The sequence below is a fragment of the Flavobacterium collinsii genome (genome assembly GCF_902804485.1).
Lineage (GTDB): Bacteria > Bacteroidota > Bacteroidia > Flavobacteriales > Flavobacteriaceae > Flavobacterium > Flavobacterium collinsii.
In genome coordinates this window covers 94,984-112,792 of the sequence record NZ_CADCST010000068.1, presented here as the reverse complement: position 1 = coordinate 112,792, position 17,809 = coordinate 94,984, and the positions used below count along the sequence as shown (strand labels likewise).

The following is a 17,809-nucleotide window of genomic DNA, read 5'->3' as shown; positions in this document are numbered from 1 at the left end:
TTAACAAGTACTATTTCGATTTATTCTATAGAATTTTCACTAATCTTCTTGTTATTGTCAGAAAATAAATCTATTTTAAACCAATTCATTAGTCGCAAATATTTTTAACTCCGTCCTTTTTCTTTTCCCACAGATTAAGCAGATTTTTTAGTCTTTCTATCTGTAACAATCCTTTAAGCATATAGAAACATCTATTTTCCAGCTGAAAATATAACGTTTCACAGTCAACATCTCACTTTTCACTTTTCACATAAAGCCAAGCTGTAAGTTTTCACTGCAAAAAGCATTATTCACTTGTCTGCGAAGTGTAATTCTAAAGCATTTTTAAGATATTCACCTTTATTTTTTACTTAAAACTAGAAAGATTTAGTCTAAATAAGTATAAATTTGCGACGGATTTTCGGTTGGAAAGAATTTATCTCCAGCGAAAAACTGACCCTATTAGGGTATAAACTACAATGCCATAAACCAAAATAAGACTATTAATGAAGAAAGGAATAAAGAAAACTATCGGACAATTACATTTATGGCTGGGACTTGGCTCAGGTTTAATCGTTTTTATTGCTGCATTAACAGGGAGTATTTTAGTTTTTGAAAAAGAGATTGACCAAGTGGTAAATCCACAGTATTACCACGTTTCTTCTATAGGGAAAACCAAAAAAACGATCGATTACTGCACAGATGTCCTTCAGAAAGAATACGGCATCAAAAAGATTAGCCGAATTTCTACTTTTAATGATCCTTCACGTACGATACAAATTCTGGGAAAAGATTCAGATAAAAAAGCACAATTTTTTTCTGTTGATCCGTATTCTGGAAAAGTACTAGCAACAACGCCTCAGGAAAGCAGGTTTTTTGTGGTGGTACTTTCACTGCACAGGCAATTGTTAATGGGAGATGCGGGGCAACTTATCATGGGATCTTCCTGTCTTATCTTTGTTTTTATGCTGATCTCGGGTATCGTTTTGTGGTGGCCCAAAAAAATGAAACATTTAAAGCAGCGTCTTTCTGTAAAATGGAGCGGTTCTTTCAAAAGGATCAACTGGGATTTTCATTCTACTTTTGGCTTTTACAGTTTTTTAGTTTTACTTATTATTTCACTAACCGGTCTGACATTTGCCTTTGACTGGTTTCAAAGTGGCCTTTACCTGGTGACCGAAGGGACGACAAAGAAAACTTCTTTAAAAGTAGAAAATCCAACCAAAATAGATCCTAAACTCAATAACACGGCTTTTTACCAAAGCATTTACAATACTACGGACAGTATTTTTCCTTATGATGGAAATATTCAAATCAGAATGCCTGTGGATACCATCAACAGTATTACGGTCCTGAAAGAAGATGTGGAAAGAATCATTCCGCACCAATCCAGTTCTGCTTATTTTGATAAGTATACTGCGAAAAATATTGAGAACAGACACTTCGCAGCCTATTCCAAAGGAGATAAACTGAGACGTTTGATGTATCCAATTCACACTGGCAGTATCTATGGTTTGACGACTAAAATAATTGCTTTTCTGGTCTGCCTTTTTGCTGCAACATTACCTATTACAGGTTTGTTGATTTGGCTGGGCAGGAAGAAAAAGTAGGTTTTGTATGCTATTATATTTCTCTAAAGAACAACCATTTTTTTAGGCTTTCGAGATATTTTTGAAGCATTTTGCAAAATAAGAACTATCGTAAGTTGTTATGTATCAAAAAATTAATTAATTTTAGTCCCCCCCTATTCTACTAAATCTTTTTATTCTTTGTTTAATCTGTCGGCTAAAATCCAAAAAGCATGAAATGGTTCAACACTTTAACAATAAAAAAGTTTACTGAAAGACTTTCAAAATCCCATTCTAATGAAGGGCCGGCTCATCTGGAAAAAGGAAGGCAATTCTTTTTGTCGAACCAGTTCCAGGATGCACTGTTGCATTTAAACAATGCGATCAATTCAGGATTTGATCAGGGAGTTTATGCTTTGAGGGGAAATTGTCTTCAAAAACTCGATTATCATTATAATGCCATTGAAGATTTTGACAAAGCCATTGAAACTGATCCTTTAGAATTTTCTATTTACTACAATCGGGCAGTATCCAAAAGAGCAATCTTAGATTTTACAGGCCATATAGAGGATTTGCACAATGCAATCTATTACTACAAAAAACATTCAACTATCGAAAATCAAGTGCTCAGAGCATTCGAAACCGATTTACAGGCGGCTAAAATGGATATAGAAGGTCCGGTACAAAGCAGATACGAAGGACGAAAAGCTCCATCGTTAGAAATAAAATCGCTGATCAGAGATTCTCTAAATCTCATTAAAAAAGCAAAGGGTAGAAATACCGCGGTGAATTGATTTCTTTCCTATTTCTGAAAACTTTTTTTGTTTTAAAGTGGTACTAAAAAAAGTACACAGATGAAGCGGATTCGCCAGGCGAAGACTCGGATCTGCAAGGTTTTTTTTTTTGTTTTATCTGGGATAGGATTACTTTATCATGATAGCGTATTTTATTCATCTAAAAATCCGTTTTCATCCGCGTTTTCGTGAAACGAATCCGTATCATCCGTGTGCCATGATCCTAACTATAAAAATACAAAAGTTCACACTAAGACTTCCCTTCTTTTGCAACTCACCCGCTAATTGTGTTATATTTACCATATTAAACTGAAGTTTTATTATGGAAGATTTTTTAATTGGTATTGGAAAGAGATTAAAAGAGATCAGGAAGAAAAATGCATTAACCATACACGAAGTAGCCAACAGAGCCGGAGTTAGCAACGGTTTGATTTCCAGAATTGAAAACGGAAGAACAATTCCTTCCCTGCCCGTTTTGATTGAACTGATCCAATCCTTAAATACGGATGTGAGTTATTTTTTCGAAGGCGTTGAAAATACCAAGAATGCGAAGTACATTCATATTAAAAAAGACGATTATCAAAAAATAGAAAAAGAGGACCGAGCTGAAACTACCGGTTTTAACTACTATCATATTTTCAGCAAAAGCATCAATTCTATTGGTTTTGAAGCCGTAATCCTTGACGTGGAGCCTAACTGCAAACGCGAAAAAGTAATCACAGATGCTTGGGAGTTCAAATACATCATCAAAGGAAGTGTAACTTATATTATTGACGATGCAGAAGTAGTTGTCAATGAAGGTGATTCCTTATGCTTTAACGGAAGACATCCACACGTACCTCAAAACAGAACGACAGAAAACTGCGTGATGCTGGTGCTTTATTTTTATTCTGAGAGTAATAGTTAGATTTAACCGTTTTTAACCGGAAGGATCGCAAAATTTTTTCTCATTTTATGTCATTTCGACCGAAGGGAGAAATCGCATTAGAAACTCCGCAAAGAATGTCGCCAATCTTTGTCGATTAGCGAGTGCGATTTCTCCCTTCGGTCGAAATGACACAAAACTTTACGAACCTTGCGTAACATCTTAGCGTTCTTTGCGGTTAAACTCCAAGCCAGAATCAAATCAAAAAGGCTACCTTCAAAATGAAGATAACCCTTTAAAAAACAAAAAACACAAATTTTTTAGTTCCCTGCCGGAAGCCAAGAACGGCCGTCTAATGACCATCCACTATTGATAGGTACACCAAACCATTGCAGAGAAGAATAGGCGATATCGACCATTTTTGGAACTACTCCCGTCGCAGTGCCGCATTTTAAAGTAGCAGTACTGGTAGTCCAACTAGGTGTGTTTGGAAAAGTAAGCCCCACTTGCTGGCTGCTTGAATCGGTGAAACTGTTTCCTGATCCGTTATCTCCTTTCCAATATCCGATAAGATTTGAATAATCCGGATGAGAAGCGGTAACCGATGAACAGGTATAATTGAAAATGGAAGCTTCAGTTAAGGCTTTGTTCCATACGCGAACCTCAGCAATATTTCCGTTTACATTTGCACCATACGTCAGGGTTCCGTCCTGTCCGATAGCGAAAGGCAAACCTGAAGTCAAACTTCCAAAACTGGCGCCAATAGCTGCCTGGCCTACAAAAGCACCATCCTGATACGTTTTAACCAATTTGGCTGTGCGGTCCACCACAAGTGTCAAATGATGCCATTTCCCATCATTGATTGTCCCACCGGAAATATCCACACGACTTTGAGTATCCCCAATATTTACCTTCCATGTTCCTCCGGTATTAGCACAAATTACAAATCCACGGTTTTTACCACTCACCCAGTTTTTATTCGAAACCAATGACGGATCACTGCTGTAACCTGATGTTTTTACTCGGCATTCAACTGTAAAACTTGAAGTTCCGAAATTGTAAAGCGCATTGGCTGTTGAAGCATAAACACTATTTGAATTAAAATTGACAAATTTACCGGTAATCGTTGTGGTTGGATCTACCGGCTTTTCGATCTTAGTCGAAGTGAAATTTTTGTTGTTGAAAATGGTAAAAATATTTCGCTCTTCGTAGGATGTCCCGCCATGAGATCCGCTGGAACCTGTAACGATACCACCATGATCCGGTGCAACTACAACCAGCCAGTCTTCATTGGCATAGTTGGGTCTGTTTTTTAAAGCTGCTAAAATTTCTCCTATATAACCGTCTGTTGTTTCAATTGAAGCTTTGTATTGCGTCACATTAAGTGAAAATCCATAGCTGTGTCCGGCGTGATCGACATCATCAAAATGCAGAAACAAAGCGTCCGGGTTGTCGTTTGTAAGTGCAGCAACCACCTCATTTTTAACAGCCACATCAGTCGTGAGTGTTTTCTCTACATCAATTCCGTCCACAATGTAGGTATTGATCGGTGCCCAATGCACGATTGACATGGTTTTTAAAGCCGCATTATAAGTCTCAAATCGTTTTAAAAAATTCGGATAAGCTGCAAAATTCGGACTCGAAAATGAATTATCCGTTACGCCATGTTTCAAATGGGTAACTCCGGTAAGCATCGTCGACCAGCCGTTTCCACTCCATGTAGGTGCTTCGGTCAAAGCATCGAGGCTATAGACAGCATTGGGCAATAAAGCATGAACATTAGGTGTATTGGCTCCCATTAAAGCATCCCCGCGACAGCCGTCAATTCCAATAATCAGTAATTTTCTGGTTCCACTGCTTAAAGCAGATTTACCTGTTTTAGCGTTTGTTTTATCATTTACGGCCTGTTCGTTATCCTTAAATGCGGAATCATTGGTACAGGATGTGACTAAAAGCACACTTGCAAGAATTGTAATGTAACTTAATCTAAAAATCTTTTTCATTGGGTTGAATTGTTTTATGGTTACTATTTATTTACTTGTTTGAAACTTTTCCTGCAGGGATATTGTTTTAACTAATTAGCGAATTGTTTAATGTATAGTGTAGGTACTCAAAATACAGACAAAAGATATTTTTATTCTAAATAAATGATGTGTGTTTTTTCTCTCGCAGATTGCTTCGCCTGTTCGCTATCGTTCGGGTTAGCAGCTTTTTAATCTTTCCTCTAAAATCTTTACTCTTTACTCTTTACTCTTTATTCTTTATTCTTTATTCTTTACTCTTTACTCTTTATTCTATAATCTCTCAACTCTTTTTTAACACATAGAAACATAGCTCGAAATGCTTGCAAAAGACGCTTTGCTCAAAATAAACCGCAGAGCGATGTGTATATCTCCTCTCGCAGATTGCTTCGCCTGTTCGCTATCGTTCGGGTTAGCAGCTTTTTAATCTTTCCTCTAAAATCTTTATTCTTTACTCTTTATTCTTTACTCTTTACTCTTTACTCTTTGTTCTATAATCTCTACTCCTTTTTATTTCACTCTTCACTCCTCACACCTAACACTTCGCCCCAATAACCCCATAAAGCGATGCCAGAGAATCTAATATGTAATCCGGTTGGGCTTCTTCGAGCTGCTGTCTGGTTTGTGCGCCTGACAAAACTCCTACGGTCAAACCACATTTAGCATTTTTTCCTTCTTCTATATCTATAGCCGAATCACCTGCTTTTAGTACTTTAGAAGCGTCTTCAATGGCAAACAATTGCATGGCTTTATGTATCATATCCGGAAAAGGACGTCCCAGCACTACATCATCGGCTGTGATCAGGGCATCGTATTGATTTCCTTCTTTCCAGTTTAGCTTTTCTAATAAAGTATTGGCAACATGACTGCTGTATCCTGTGTTTAAGACTACTTTTATACCGTCATTTTTAAGGTTTTTCAAAACCTTTTCGACACCTTCTATGGGTAAAACCTGAGCCGAAAGGTATTCTTTGTCCAATGTTTCTTTAAAGTAGTCAAATATTAAAGCCGACTTGTTCATATCTGTTATGTTCAAGTGTATTAAAATATCCTTGATAGCCTGATGCTTTTCTTTTCCTGCTCCTAAAGACAATACCAGTTCAAGAGAAACATCAATACCGAAGTGATTAATCGATTTATGTAATGTTTTGTAAACTATATTTTGCTCATTTATTGTTGTTCCGGCCATGTCAAAAACAACCATTTCAAGTTCATTAATTTTCATTTTGTGTATTTTTTAAAAAAAATTATAGTTTTTGGTTGGTGGTTAATGGTTGATGGTCTAAAATCTATTGTTTATTATTTATTGCTCTAGAAAGCACTATAAATGTAGATTATAAACTATGATTAATAATTTCCCTGATAACTCATAACTCATAACTCATAACTCAAACCTCATAACTCAAACCTCACAATCCCTAAGTATTAAAGATAGTATCAATATTATGTTTGGCAAATCCTGCGCTGCCGGTCATTCCTTTACCTCCTATTCCGGTTATGATGTGAATGTTTTGATCAACAGTATATTCAAAGATATCCTTTGTTTTACATTGCGAATACATCCCAAACCATCTGTTTTGGATTTCATACGTTGGAAGATCGATTATCTTTTTGGCTTCTTCAATCATAAAATGGTCGATATCCATATTCAGGTCAAAACCTAAAGAGTCAATTTCTTTTGCGGGAGCATATTCATGAGAATCTCCAAGAATCACTGAGCCGTCAAGGGCTTGCTTGAACAAGATGTGAATGCCATATTTTTTCTCGAAACTATCCGGATTTTCCTTTTCTTTAATGGCCTGATACGATTTGCATTCTTCAAAAGATTCGTATCTTCTGATCGTCAATCCGGTTAAGATAGAACCGTCTAGTTTATAATTTTTCTGAGGTTTGGTTTGCAGCATCTGTAGTTTAGAAACAATCAGATCGCTGTTATTGTAAATCTCAGGATATAAAATTTTGAAATCACTTCCGTTGCAAATGATAATTTTTGACGCTTTGTATTCTAGGCCGGTTGCGGTTATGGCTACAACCTCATCATTTCTATCTTCCGTTTGTACTACGGTAGTATTCATAAATAAATCTAGCCCCAGACTGGTTGTCATGAACTGGTGCAATTTATGAATCATTGTAGAAGGTTCAACGGTTACTTCTTGCGGGAAAAATAATCCTCCAGTACAATAATCAGCTCGTAATCCATTGTATTTGGTCAGACATTGTTCTTTTGTCAGCAAATTAGATTCATAATCGTTCGAAATATTAATTTGATGTAACTCTTCTATCAACTGCATTTCTTCTTCGTTTGACGCTACATAAATAGTTCCGTTTTGACGCAAATTAATATCAAACTGCGATTGAATGTCTTTATAGATATTTAAACTTTCTTTTCCGAAATTTTGCCACTTTCGATCCATCCCGGACGGTACAACCTGTCCAAAATTTCTAACGGTTGCGCCTTCCGGTTTGCTGTTTTTTTCCAGAATGGCGACCGATAATCCTTTTCTCAGGGCGTGATAGGCGTGAAATGTTCCTAAAACTCCGGATCCAACAATTATTAAATCATACTTCTCTTTCATGTTTGTGTTTTTATTTGTGTTACTGTTTATTTGTTTATGGTTTGTTGTTTCAGGTTTCAGGTTTCAGGTTTCAGGTTTCACCTACATTTTACATCCTACATTTTACATCTTACATCTTACATCTCATAACTCATAGCCGTGGGAATTTCGACAGTTTTTCTAAACTTCCTTTTAAAATAATTAAAGGACATTATGGTGGTGATGATCCCTACGAAAGAGAGCAGGTAAATACAAGTGGTAAAAAAGTTCAATAAAGAAATTTTTCGGTCTCCAAAATTTTTGAAAAACAATACCAAAACACTCCCTAAATAACCAAAGGCATCGGCTATGTAAATTAAAAATCCAGTATTTCCATTTATTTTATAAGTGGCTATCATTCGGTCAAAAAATAAACCGTTAAACGGAATGTAGCAAACGTACATTCCAAATCCTGAAATGATCATCCACGGAAGTGCTGACATCAGATGTTTTTGAAACAGGAAAGTTGTGATTCCTATAAGTACTGAACCTACAAACAATACCAAATGATAATTGCGGAAAGCTTTATAATTGTTTTTCATGCTTCCTAAAATCCCTAAAATAACCAAAACTGATATGGCAATGGGAATTTCTGAGTACATATAAATTGAAATACTCTCTTTGTATCCCAAGCAATCCCATAATTCTCGCGCAAAATTATCTCTGAACTCACGCATGGCCGTTAGCATAGCATAAAAGACAATAAGTATTGTTAGCGGAAAAGCAAATTGTCGGAACAACAAAGCGCGTTCTTTTTTAGCCAATGGTTTACGCTTAGAACGCAGGGCCAAATCCTCGCTATCCGGATTTGGGATTTTTTCCAAAAACAATGAAAATGCAATTAACGGAACAATAAAAATTAACCCCGAAACAAAAGGCATCCAAAACTCATTGCGTCCCAAAACCTTCAAGACAAAGATTCCCACAGATTTTGCAGCTCCGGAAGAAACGATAAAACTCGAACATAAAATCACCCCTAATAATTCCGTTGTTTTCCGGCCTTCGATATAAGAGAAAACAATTCCCCAAATCATTCCGAGAGGTAATCCGTTAATAAATAAAAACAAGATGTTATAGGGTGCCGGTACCAAAGCAAAGCCCAGTAAAGCCAGTTCGGAAATAACAATAAAACTGATTAGGTATAAAATTCTCCTGGCCGATTTCAATTCAGATATAATCTTGATTCCTAAAAACTTAGAAAAAGTATATCCTAAAACCTGTGCCAGAATCAAGAGAATTTTGTAATCTATTCCCCAAAAAGAAAGCTGATCGAATGTGGCTACCGTGAAAGGTTTTCTAAAAGCATACATACAAAAATAGGTACCAAATGCCGCTATAGATGTTTTGAGTATGAACCTGAAATTAGATGCTTTTTTAGACATTAGTTCTTGAAATTTAGCGTGATAATTGTCTTGTAAATAAGAAGCGTTTACTATTGTTTTTAAAAACCCGTTGCTTGCAGTAGATTAAAAAAAAATAAACTGTAAAAATAAAACCTACCAGCATCCAACGGGTTAACTTATAGTTGTCTATAAATTATATTTTAAACCTAGATTAAACTTCATCCCGTAATATTCCACCTGTTTTGGACGATTTGGTGTTTCTCCAAAATGATACATTAAAGGTTCATTCAATACATTATTTACATCACTGAAAATGGTAAAATGATCTCCAATTTTATACGAAGCAGAAAAATCAAGTGAGTTGTATTTACCGTAATAAATATCATTCATGTCTGTATTTTTAGCATTGGCATCAAAACTTGTAGCATAAGCTCCTTTGTGATTAAAGGCTGCTCTCACATTCAATTTACCACTCTCATAGAACAATTGCAGGTTGTAAAGTTCTTTGGCCTGATAAGGAGTAGACACTTTTCTTCCGTTAGGATTATTAGCATTCTGCCCCAAAGTCATTTCAGAGTTCATAAGTGTTGCATTGATCTGAGTTCCAAAATACTTAAGGAAGCCTGGCAAGAAGCTGAATCTCTTGGTAATTCCAAATTCAACTCCGCCTATCCATGCATTTCCACCATTAGCAGGCGAACTGATTTCTATATTAGGAATTCCGTTGATCGTTCCCTGGTAAGTGTCATCAAAAATTGGATCCGTAATCGACTTGTAAAATACACCGGCATTGATAATTCCCACCTCATCCAGGAAGTATTCTCCTAGCAAATCGAAGTTCCAGGAATAGGTTGGATTTAAATTTGGGTTTCCTCCTGCATACTCCCCATCAATCGTGTTCAGTGAACCTGTTGGTGAAATGTCTCCAAAATTGGGTCTTGCAAATGTTCTTGTAGTAGCAAAACGAAGGTTTAAATTCTCAATCGGAGTATATTTTACATGTACCATTGGAAGTACCGATGTATAGGTTTTCGTATTTTCGGCATCGACTACCACATTATTCTCTACAGTTTTACCGGTTACCTGTGTTATAGTATTGGTTACTCTCAATCCTCCTAAAATGGTCCATTTATCGGATACATTATAGGTTGACATGGCATAAACAGAAGAGGTCGTTTCGCCTACATTAAAGTTTCTTCCCAATCCTTTTCCTAATTCAGGAATTTGAGAATCTGCAGGGTTTAAAACCAAATTTGCTTTCGAGGTATTGAATAATCTTGTCATTCCGTCCGGAGATAAAACCGGACCAAAGCTGTTTCCGATCAAAGTACCAGTTTCTTTTCTCATATAATTTGTACCACCAGGCTGGTTGATTAAATCAGGAGCATAGTTAGACAAATAAGGCGTTGGCGATCCTGTCCAGTTGTAGTATTCGTCTCTGAAAGTAGCAATACGGTCTTTGTCAGTTAATTTTGCACCGAACTTCATTTTAAGATTTTCATTAAAATTGTGCTCGTAGTTTACAGCCGCAATAATATTGTCTCTTTCAACGATGTTGATTTTGTAAAGTTCTAAAGTAGAAAACTTCATTTTTGTCGGATCTGTTTTAAAATTTGGATCTGAATAAAAATCAAATATAGATTTTGGATTGTTCGGGTCCAGCTTTCCTCCATCTGCAGCCCAGTAAGCTCTTGGACCTCCGGCCCCACCATTGGCAAGCGGCACTGTATTTAAATACTCCGGCTTAACACCTACTCCGGTTTGATTGAACTGAATTAAAAAGTAACTATTGTCTTCTGCATTTGGAATGTTTCCGTACTTGAATCTGTTTCGGTAAGATGCCACGCTCCAATCTAAATTTCCATTTGCCAATTGATGTTTCCCTCCCAAATCAATACCTATAAACTGTGTCATTAACTGGTTATGGATGTCTTGTTGCTCAACAGTCAGCGCATTTGTTGCCCCATTGAATTTATCAAATCTAATACGATGTTTGTAATGTGTTTCTTCATCCGTAAGTCCGCCATAAGTAGCCTTTAGGAAAATTTTATCTCTCGATGATGGATTGAATTCCAATGCACCATTTAAACCCGAGGTTTTTCTAATTCCGGTATAGTCTCTCAGTTCTAATCTGTAAACTCCCTGATCTCCTTGTCTTCTCGCCTCATAATTATCGGTTGCCCAGTTTCTGTCCCAGTATGTACCATTGATAATATATCCGAACTTTCCGTTTTTGCTTTTGTCGCCAATGGTAAGCGATCCACTATAAATTCCTTTATCTGATTTTTGGTTGTATCCACTAAAAACACTGGCTTTAATAGTTCGTTTGGTTGGAGCGGTTTGTGTAGTAAAATTTACGCTTCCGCCAATCGCATCACCGTCCATATCCGGTGTAAGTGCTTTGGTAGCTTCAACATACGCAATAAGATCTGAAGGAAAAAAATCAAATGCTGTGGCTCTCGAAGTTGTTTCTTCTTCGGCGGTTGGAATTCGATTTCCATTAATAGTAGTCGACGACCAAAAAGGAGGTAATCCTCTCACCGACACAAAACGTCCTTCACCCTGATCACGTTCTATAGAAACTCCGGGCATACGCTGTACGGTTTCGGCAGCATTACGATCCGGAAGTTTTCCTATCCCGTCGGCTGCAATTACGTTTACAATACTCATCGATTTTTTTTGCATGTTCAGCGCTCTGGCTTCACTATTTCTTTGAGTCATTCCACTCACGACAACTTCATTCAATTCTTTGGAATTCGTTTGCAGTTGAATGATTCCTAACTTTAACTGTTGATTGTCTTTAATATCAATTTTTATATTCTTTACTTCATATCCTATATAGGAGATCTCCAATTCAAAACTGCCCGATCCCACATCCTGAATTGTAAAATAACCACTAAAATCGGTCGTAGCTTTTTGATTATTAGACAATACAATGGTCGCTCCCGGAAGTGGGGATTGTGCGTCGGTAATTGTTCCGCTAATACTTGCCTTTTGGGCGGTCATGTTTTGAGTAAAAAGTGCAACCGAAAAAATTAAAATTGCCTTGTAAATTGTTTTCATGGTTAATTTGTTTACAAATATTAAATTTATACAAGCAAATAAACAATGATTTTTATAAATAGTAAATAATTGAAAATTATCTAATTGTTAAAGAAAAGAAAATTCAGCAGCCTGATTTGTTAAGTATTTGTAAAAAAAATGTACTATAATGTTTTGATTATTGGTACACTATTATTGTATTTAGGCCTTTAGGTGAAGCAATCTAAGGGAAGTATCATAAAAAACACTTCACCAGGCTTAAGTTAAGTCCTGATTAAGATTAATTTTTTTGAAAAGTCATTTTTTTACTATTTGTAAAATAGTAGTTTGATTTTTTACAAATAATTGATCAATATAAAAGTTATGTATTGATAAAAATTCTTCCGTTTACCAACAATATCAGCGCTTCAATTTTCTGGAGCCTTATTATAAATAAAAGACATTCCAGCACATAGGATCACTTTTTTTGTGGGAGTTTGGCTTTCGCTCTTACAGGGCTTAAACAATTATCATCCTTATTCATAGTGCTTCGCACTATTCTAATTGCCAAAGCTCTTTCAGAGCTGGTGAATTTACTACAAACAAAAAAGACCGCAAACGGCGGTCTTAGGTGTGTAAATACCAATTAAATTATCTAAAAACGGCTCCGTTATTACAATCCGGAAACGGCAAAGTTTATTGTTTTATTAAAATATAACCGATCTGCATTCACAGTTTTGATTTAATTCTTTCACTATGCAACGCTTTCCAATATAGCATTAGAATGATCTTCTACTTTAGCATCCGGCGCGTATTTTCTAAACTCCAAGATTTCCGCATCACGGGAATCTCTATCTTTAAACATTTTACTTGTTCCGATAATCTTTCCGTTAAAAGCTTTAAGATTAAAGTATCTTTCATCTTTTGAATTTGTTTTTCGGAAGAATTTTGTGTTATCCTGTGAATTAGCTTTTACTGATTCTATTCCTTTCATGCACATAAATTTTCGGGTATATGCTCCACTGCTCAAAATAATTTCGCCATTTTTATTCACAAAATCAAATTGAAATTCTCCATTAGCTCTTTTGTTAACTATAAATTTTTCCATTCTTAAATTAATTATTTATGTACGCTGATACTTCTATTCATAATGCTAAGCGCAGCATCTTTAGTCCTTAAAAAAGATTTTAAATGTGGTTCCTTCTCCCACCTGGCTTTCAACCGTAATCTTACCCTTCATAGACTCAATCTGGTTCTTTGTAATGTACAAGCCCAAACCGTTTGCATTCTCGTGCTTATGAAATGTTTTATACATTCCGAAAATTAAATCTCCGTGTTTCTCCAGATCAATCCCTAAACCATTGTCTTTTACCGTCAGTACTTTTTTTCCGTTTTCGATAAAAAAATTAAATTCAACGACCAGGGGTCTTTTAGGATCTGCATACTTTATAGCATTCGTACTCAGGTTTTGCAATACACTTTCAAGATATGCAGGATTAAAACAAACAACTGCTTCGGGAGAAACATTATTGATTACCGTCATATTACTTCTGTCATTATAAGCATTAACAATATTAAGTACTCTATTGAGGTAGTTGTTTACATTGAGAGATTCGATATTAATTTCGGAATTGTTTTGAATATTTACTATTTGGGACAAATCTTCAATGGTTTTACTAAGATCTCCGGAAACCGCACGCAGGTATTTTATGGTTTCGATTTTTTCATCAAAACCTTCCTCTGAATCGATCAAGTCCAGAAGAACTTTAAAATTACCTGCGTGCGAGTTTAGGTTATGTGATACGATATGCGAAAAATTCAATAATCTATTATTTTCCTCTTTATACACTTCCATTTCTCTCTCTAGCTCTAACTCTTTTTCTTTTTGAAAAGAAACATCACTGTGCGTTCCTATTACTTTTAGAGCTTTACCGGCAGCATCACGTTCTACCACCATTCCCTTACTAAGAACCCATTTATATTCTTTTTTTGAAGTCAGCACACGCTGAAAATTTTCGTAAGAAGAAGTTTTGTTATCCAAATGATTCTGCAGTACGCTTAAGTATCCTTCAAAATCATCCGGATGTACTATTTTATTCCAGCCGTCACGAGTATTTGAAATATCTGAAGCTTTCAATTCTAATACCTTCAAAGATTGTGGCGAATAGTAAACTCTATTGGCCACTAAATCCCAATCCCAAATACCTGCATTTGAACTCTCCAGCATAAACTTAAAACGCTCTTCTGTCCTTTTAAGTTTCAACTCCTGTTCTTTTAACTCGGTAATATCTGTTATCCGACCATAAAATTCTACACTTCCGTCTTTATTAACCTGTCTTTTTGAGGTAACCTTAAACCAGCTTAATCCGTTCAAAGGCAATTCTGCTCTGAACACAACACTCCATTTTCTTCTTTTTTTGATAGCATCAAATAAAGAGTCCTTCACTAGTTTTTTATCTTCCGTATGAATTCGGTTGTAAATGGAAAGTACTGTACTGGTAAACATCTTACTTGATAAAACTTCAAACATCTCATAAGTTGCATCATTTATAAATGGCATCTCATAATCGTTATCTGCCGAAATCGTAAACACGAAAAGAGCGTCCTGAATCTCATCAAATGCTTTAGATTTAAAAATACTTACATTTGCTTTTTTCTTTGTATTGTAAAAGTCGAATTCCATAGTCTTGCTTTTTTTACATTCTCTTTCTGTTAACTGTAGTTTTCTCTAACTCTAAATTTGTTGTAGACTTAAAAAGTAATATTTGTTGATCAGACGGCCATATCCAAAAAAAAAAAAATGACCTGACTTGTATAAACCCAAAAACACAAACAAAAGAGCCGTCCGTAACAACAAAAAAAAATCTTTTAATACAGGAAGCTAGATGCTGAAAAAAAATAACCCATTCTACTACAAATCCATCCTTTTTATAAACTTCCAGCAACTGCGTCTTCCTGACACAACAAAAATACATTCAATAAAATCAATACTTTATAGAACATCGAACGTCCTGTTGTAGAATTATTTCTACAGAAAATACATCAAAAAACAAAAGCTTTTTACAAAAAAAAACAGGAACCCAAAAGTTCCTGTTTTTAAATATGTAGGCAATAAATTGTTTCTGATCTGTTATTCGTTTTTGCCGTGTAAATTCGTTAATCAGAATACAGCTGAAAAAACTTGATCAAATCGGCGAGATTATCGATTTCCAATTTTTCAAAAATCCTGTTTTTATAAGTACTTACCGTTGTTTTTTTGATGTTTAAATGTTCAATTATTTCCAGATTGCCATAACCTTTAATTAAAAGCTGTGCCACTTCGATTTCTCTGTTGGACAATACATCCAATGGGTTTGTCGGCTTTTTTGATATATAAGAATCCAGAATCCTGTCTTTAACATTCTGCGTAATATACTTCCCGGATGAGATCATTGAACTGATCGCATTTTTCATTTCTTCCTCAGAAGTTTCTTTATTCAGATACCCTGAAGCTCCTGCGTTTAAATACCGCATAGCATAGATGTTCTCATCATAAGCAGAAAAAATTAATATTTTAACTTCCGGCTGGATTGCTTTTATTTCTGCTATAATATTGATACTGTTTCCGTCTGGAAAGTTCACATCTAATATCAGTAAATCTATATATTCTTCTTTTAAAAGATTAAGTGTATCCTTAAAATTTCCTGCTTTGTGAATCAAAGCATTTGAAAATAATTCTTTTATCATTAAAGAAACGCCTTGTCGAACCACACTATGGTCATCGGCCACTAGAAAGCTATAGTTGTTGGATGGTGATTTCATTTTCATTTACCTAATTTAGGGTTATTTCAGCGCTTTTCTGTAACTAATTACCACTTTAACATAATTAATTTGGTCTTATTTTAAACTAAGCTTATAAGGAGATTAAAAATTATTTTAGTCCCTTTGCCTTCCTCGCTCTGAACATCTATTTTTCCATCAAACAATTCTACTATTTCTTTACATAAATTAAGCCCTAAACCTACTCCAAGATCGTTTACTTTACCTGAAACAGTTCCTTGGTAATAAAGCTCAAATATATTTTTCAGGTCATTTTTGGCAATACCAATTCCGCTGTCCTGAATTTCAACTTTTAAATTCACGATCTTGTCCGAAGTCTTTTCAAGATCCATCATGATCTTTATAAGTCCATTCTCTGTAAACTTATTCGCGTTACCGATAATGTTATAAAAAAGCTGATGAATTTTTGCTGCATCCGAATTAACTTCAAGCTCCGAAATTAAATTAGAATTAACCTCTATTCTATTCCCTTTACTTTCTACCAACGAAGTCATGGAATTAACTATCTGATGTACCTCCTCCTTAAGATAAAATTGCTTCTTGTTTAGTTTAGGTGCGTAATTTCCATCTTTAGAATACTCCAAGATCTGATTGGCCAGAAGAAGCAATGAGTTAGTCGTAAACTGAATCGATTTAAAAGTGTCTTTTATTTCCGGATCTTTTATAGAGGAACTTATCATTTTACTATAAATAGAAATAATGCTTAAAGGAGATCTGATTTCATGACTGATCATACCCATAATTCTATTCTTAAAATTCAAGCTTTCACGAATCTGCATCTGAGCTGTTGTGAGTCTTTTTTCATACTGAAAAGCCAGTCTTGTAAAGCCAAAAAGTACAAGTGAAACTATAAACATTAACAGAATCAAAATTGCAATGGTGTAACTTCTCACTATTTTATTCGAATCGTACTGCTTCTGTAACTGCTTTTGAGTATTGTCCTGAAGTACTTTCAACGAATTGTTATAGTTAGGCATAATTGCTGCCTCTAAATTTAGTAATTCATTATTTAACTGCTTTAGTTTAGCATCCTGATCTTTTAAATTCGCAAATGATTTTCGTAGATTCTTAAACTGGTCTTCGTAATATTTGTTAGTAGTATTAAACAAGTTTGCAAATTGTTCTTCGATACTTCCGCTTACCACTTTATTGTCATATTTCATGGTAACGGTGATCTTCAACTGCTCTTTTTGCACATCGACTTTTCCTGCCAAAGCAGCACCCAATCTTGAAAATAATCCTTTTTTAGACACACTGTCTACTTTGATATAAGAATCAGTTTTAATACTGTCTAATATTTTTTTGTACGCGAACTTATTTAGTTTAAAAGGCTGAGTCAAAGTAGTCTTATCCGGATTAATCTGCGATTCAATAATCGAATCGATACTAGTTTTCAAAGACTCTACTGATTCTTCAGACTGATTCTTTTCCTTCAGAATCTTCATGAACTCCTTATTATCCTTTGTAATTAGGCTCAAACTGTCAATCAAACGGCTGATCTCGTTTAAAGAAGCGGTGTATTTATCAAGTGATTCTTTGTCTTTGTAACTGGTATAATTACTAAAGCTTTTTTGAGAATCAACAAATGAGTTGTTTATACTGCTTGTAAAATGTGTTATTTTATTTAATGAATCCATCGAACTAAGCGTCTTTGACATTTCCGACTCATTAGACGATTCGTTGTACCAAATAATTATTGCAATTATCTGTAAAAGGATGACACAGGCTATTAAAGTGTAGTGAATTATTTTTCTGTGCTTGAACTTTAGTTTTAAAAAACTAAATGTACTATTTAAGGAATGTTT

12 protein-coding genes are annotated in these 17,809 nt (G+C 35.2%); 3 read left to right on the top strand and 9 right to left on the bottom strand.

The annotated features are described in order from the left end of the window. Nucleotides 1-485 precede the first annotated feature (485 nt). The 3 genes from FLA105534_RS06470 to FLA105534_RS06460 all read left to right on the top strand — a co-directional run bounded on the left by FLA105534_RS06470 (nt 486) and on the right by FLA105534_RS06460 (nt 3,248). The gene (locus tag FLA105534_RS06470; RefSeq protein ID WP_173965218.1) at nt 486-1,589 is read left to right on the top strand and encodes a PepSY-associated TM helix domain-containing protein; all 1,104 of its coding nucleotides are present in this window, start codon (nt 486-488) and stop codon (nt 1,587-1,589) included. Nucleotides 1,590-1,780: 191 nt separating this feature from the next. Continuing rightward, a complete protein-coding gene (locus tag FLA105534_RS06465) occupies nt 1,781-2,341 on the top strand; it encodes a tetratricopeptide repeat protein (protein ID WP_173965217.1) in 561 nt (186 codons plus the stop codon). Nucleotides 2,342-2,663: 322 nt separating this feature from the next. Continuing rightward, a complete protein-coding gene (locus FLA105534_RS06460; protein ID WP_173965216.1) occupies nt 2,664-3,248 on the top strand; it encodes a helix-turn-helix domain-containing protein in 585 nt (194 codons plus the stop codon). 278 nt (nt 3,249-3,526) lie between these two features. Here the strand turns inward: FLA105534_RS06460 and FLA105534_RS06455 are convergent, their stop codons facing one another. The 9 genes from FLA105534_RS06455 to FLA105534_RS06415 all read right to left on the bottom strand — a co-directional run bounded on the left by FLA105534_RS06455 (nt 3,527) and on the right by FLA105534_RS06415 (nt 17,662). Next, nucleotides 3,527-5,209, bottom strand: a complete 1,683-nt coding sequence (locus FLA105534_RS06455; RefSeq protein WP_173965215.1) for a DUF4983 domain-containing protein — start codon at nt 5,207-5,209, stop codon at nt 3,527-3,529. A 553-nt stretch (nt 5,210-5,762) separates the two neighbouring features. Then, a complete protein-coding gene (locus tag FLA105534_RS06450; protein ID WP_173965214.1) occupies nt 5,763-6,452 on the bottom strand; it encodes a phosphonatase-like hydrolase in 690 nt (229 codons plus the stop codon). A gap of 193 nt (nt 6,453-6,645) precedes the next feature. After that, complete coding sequence (locus tag FLA105534_RS06445; protein ID WP_173965213.1) at nt 6,646-7,803, bottom strand: TIGR03364 family FAD-dependent oxidoreductase; 1,158 nt, start codon at nt 7,801-7,803, stop codon at nt 6,646-6,648. Nucleotides 7,804-7,919: 116 nt separating this feature from the next. Then, nucleotides 7,920-9,203 (bottom strand): DUF5690 family protein, encoded by a 1,284-nt coding sequence (locus FLA105534_RS06440; RefSeq protein WP_173965212.1) that lies wholly within the window; start codon nt 9,201-9,203, stop codon nt 7,920-7,922. A gap of 147 nt (nt 9,204-9,350) precedes the next feature. Then, a complete protein-coding gene (locus FLA105534_RS06435; RefSeq protein WP_173965211.1) occupies nt 9,351-12,227 on the bottom strand; it encodes a TonB-dependent receptor in 2,877 nt (958 codons plus the stop codon). 712 nt (nt 12,228-12,939) lie between these two features. Further along, nucleotides 12,940-13,293 (bottom strand): YegP family protein, encoded by a 354-nt coding sequence (locus FLA105534_RS06430; RefSeq protein WP_173965210.1) that lies wholly within the window; start codon nt 13,291-13,293, stop codon nt 12,940-12,942. A gap of 60 nt (nt 13,294-13,353) precedes the next feature. Next, nucleotides 13,354-14,868 (bottom strand): PAS domain-containing sensor histidine kinase, encoded by a 1,515-nt coding sequence (locus FLA105534_RS06425; protein WP_173965209.1) that lies wholly within the window; start codon nt 14,866-14,868, stop codon nt 13,354-13,356. A gap of 473 nt (nt 14,869-15,341) precedes the next feature. Then, a complete protein-coding gene (locus tag FLA105534_RS06420; protein ID WP_173965208.1) occupies nt 15,342-15,992 on the bottom strand; it encodes a response regulator transcription factor in 651 nt (216 codons plus the stop codon). A 74-nt stretch (nt 15,993-16,066) separates the two neighbouring features. Next, complete coding sequence (locus tag FLA105534_RS06415; protein WP_173965207.1) at nt 16,067-17,662, bottom strand: sensor histidine kinase; 1,596 nt, start codon at nt 17,660-17,662, stop codon at nt 16,067-16,069. Between the last annotated feature and the right edge of the window lie 147 nt (nt 17,663-17,809).

What these genes read in the sequence shown, in the direction of transcription:
- FLA105534_RS06470 (WP_173965218.1), top strand. Translation starts at nt 486, where the DNA reads ATGAAGAAAGGAATAAAGAAAACTATCGGACAATTACATTTATGGCTG.
- FLA105534_RS06465 (WP_173965217.1), top strand. Translation starts at nt 1,781, where the DNA reads ATGAAATGGTTCAACACTTTAACAATAAAAAAGTTTACTGAAAGACTT.
- FLA105534_RS06460 (WP_173965216.1), top strand. Translation starts at nt 2,664, where the DNA reads ATGGAAGATTTTTTAATTGGTATTGGAAAGAGATTAAAAGAGATCAGG.
- FLA105534_RS06455 (WP_173965215.1), bottom strand. Translation starts at nt 5,209, where the DNA reads ATGAAAAAGATTTTTAGATTAAGTTACATTACAATTCTTGCAAGTGTG.
- FLA105534_RS06450 (WP_173965214.1), bottom strand. Translation starts at nt 6,452, where the DNA reads ATGAAAATTAATGAACTTGAAATGGTTGTTTTTGACATGGCCGGAACA.
- FLA105534_RS06445 (WP_173965213.1), bottom strand. Translation starts at nt 7,803, where the DNA reads ATGAAAGAGAAGTATGATTTAATAATTGTTGGATCCGGAGTTTTAGGA.
- FLA105534_RS06440 (WP_173965212.1), bottom strand. Translation starts at nt 9,203, where the DNA reads ATGTCTAAAAAAGCATCTAATTTCAGGTTCATACTCAAAACATCTATA.
- FLA105534_RS06435 (WP_173965211.1), bottom strand. Translation starts at nt 12,227, where the DNA reads ATGAAAACAATTTACAAGGCAATTTTAATTTTTTCGGTTGCACTTTTT.
- FLA105534_RS06430 (WP_173965210.1), bottom strand. Translation starts at nt 13,293, where the DNA reads ATGGAAAAATTTATAGTTAACAAAAGAGCTAATGGAGAATTTCAATTT.
- FLA105534_RS06425 (WP_173965209.1), bottom strand. Translation starts at nt 14,868, where the DNA reads ATGGAATTCGACTTTTACAATACAAAGAAAAAAGCAAATGTAAGTATT.
- FLA105534_RS06420 (WP_173965208.1), bottom strand. Translation starts at nt 15,992, where the DNA reads ATGAAAATGAAATCACCATCCAACAACTATAGCTTTCTAGTGGCCGAT.
- FLA105534_RS06415 (WP_173965207.1), bottom strand. Translation starts at nt 17,662, where the DNA reads ATGTCAAAGACGCTTAGTTCGATGGATTCATTAAATAAAATAACACAT.